The organism is Parafrankia soli (assembly GCF_001854695.1).
Taxonomy (GTDB): domain Bacteria; phylum Actinomycetota; class Actinomycetes; order Frankiales; family Frankiaceae; genus Parafrankia; species Parafrankia soli.
The window spans coordinates 1-1,082 of the sequence record NZ_MAXA01000204.1 but is presented as its reverse complement, the minus strand read 5'-3'; the positions used below and the strand labels follow the sequence as shown (position 1 = coordinate 1,082).

Sequence of the window (1,082 nt, the reverse complement as noted above, 5' to 3'; positions counted from 1 at the left end):
CCGCGGGCCGCCCTCACCAGGAACTCCGTGATCGCCGCGGCGTGGTCCACCTCGACGGTGGACTCGGCGGTGACGAGCACGCCGTAGCCGTAGTCGAAGTCGACCAGCCGGCCGGTGAGGCTCTCAGTCCGGCCCTCGTGGCTCTGCTGGATGGTGGACTCGGGGTGGACGGCGATGACGAAGCCGCTGCCACCCATGACGTCGTAGCCGAAGCCGAACACATCCACCTCCAGCGGCGTCGGGGGCCGGCTGATGTGCACGCACTCGCCCACCAGGCCGCCCAGGGTCGCGAGGTCGACGCTCACCGGGAGCTCCGCGCCCGCGGGCTCATCGACGGCAGGAACGGGCTCGCGCCCGACGTGGGGGTTCCCTGGAGTCGGGCGATCTCCTCGTGGTCGTAGGGGTCGCAGTGCGGCTCGTGCGTGCAGATGGTCGTGGAGCCGCTACGCGCGACCGGCCTGGAGACGGCCCGGCCGTCCGCGGTGCTCAGATGCTGGCGCAGCAGCGGCGTGCCGAAGCTGGACGGCCGTGTGTCAGTCACCTCGGTGACCTCGCCCGAGTCGTCGAGCCAGTGCACGGCCCAGTCGCCGGGCGCGAGATCGGTGTTACGGACGAACGGGTGCCCGAGCGAGTCGCGCAGCTGCTCGGTCTCCGTGCCGCGCTCCCCGAGGGACGGGACGGCGCGGATGGCGCGCGGGTCATCGGTGATGTCGTCGGGGCGGGCCATGACGCCTCTCCTTCAGATTTGAGCTGGGGCCAGACCAGGGGTCGCGGCAGCGTGCGAGCCACAACCCCTGGTCGTGGGTTTTTCAGAACGGCGGCTCATCGGAGTAGCCGCCCGCGGGCTGCGACCACGGGTCGTCGACGGGTCCGCTCTGGGGCGAAGCGCCGTAGCCGCCTCCGCCCTGGTTGCCCTGCCGCGCGCCGCTGCGGCCGTTCGCGTTCCCGCCACCGCCCTCGCCGCGCTGGATCTTGGTGACCGTGGCGGTGGCGTACCGCAGCGACGGGCCGATCTCGTCGACGTCCAGCTCGATGACGGTGCGCTTCTCGCCCTCGCGGGTCTCGAACGAGCGCTGCTTGAG

At 72.0% G+C, this 1,082-nt stretch carries 3 protein-coding genes; all 3 read right to left on the bottom strand.

Annotated elements, in window-relative coordinates:
• On the bottom strand, positions 1-305 hold a 305-nt coding region (locus BBK14_RS15920; RefSeq protein ID WP_131802334.1), incomplete at its 3' end, for a hypothetical protein.
• Complete coding sequence (locus BBK14_RS15915) at positions 302-727, bottom strand: hypothetical protein (protein ID WP_071063315.1); 426 nt, start codon at positions 725-727, stop codon at positions 302-304. The genes BBK14_RS15920 and BBK14_RS15915, both read right to left, overlap by 4 nt.
• Before the next feature lie 82 nt (positions 728-809).
• Positions 810-1,082, bottom strand: a 273-nt coding sequence (locus BBK14_RS15910) for a single stranded DNA-binding domain-containing protein (protein ID WP_476739396.1), incomplete at its 5' end; no start/stop codon positions are given.

Excerpts from the sequence above, each read along its gene's own strand:
- BBK14_RS15915 (WP_071063315.1), bottom strand. The coding sequence starts at position 727 with ATGGCCCGCCCCGACGACATCACCGATGACCCGCGCGCCATCCGCGCC.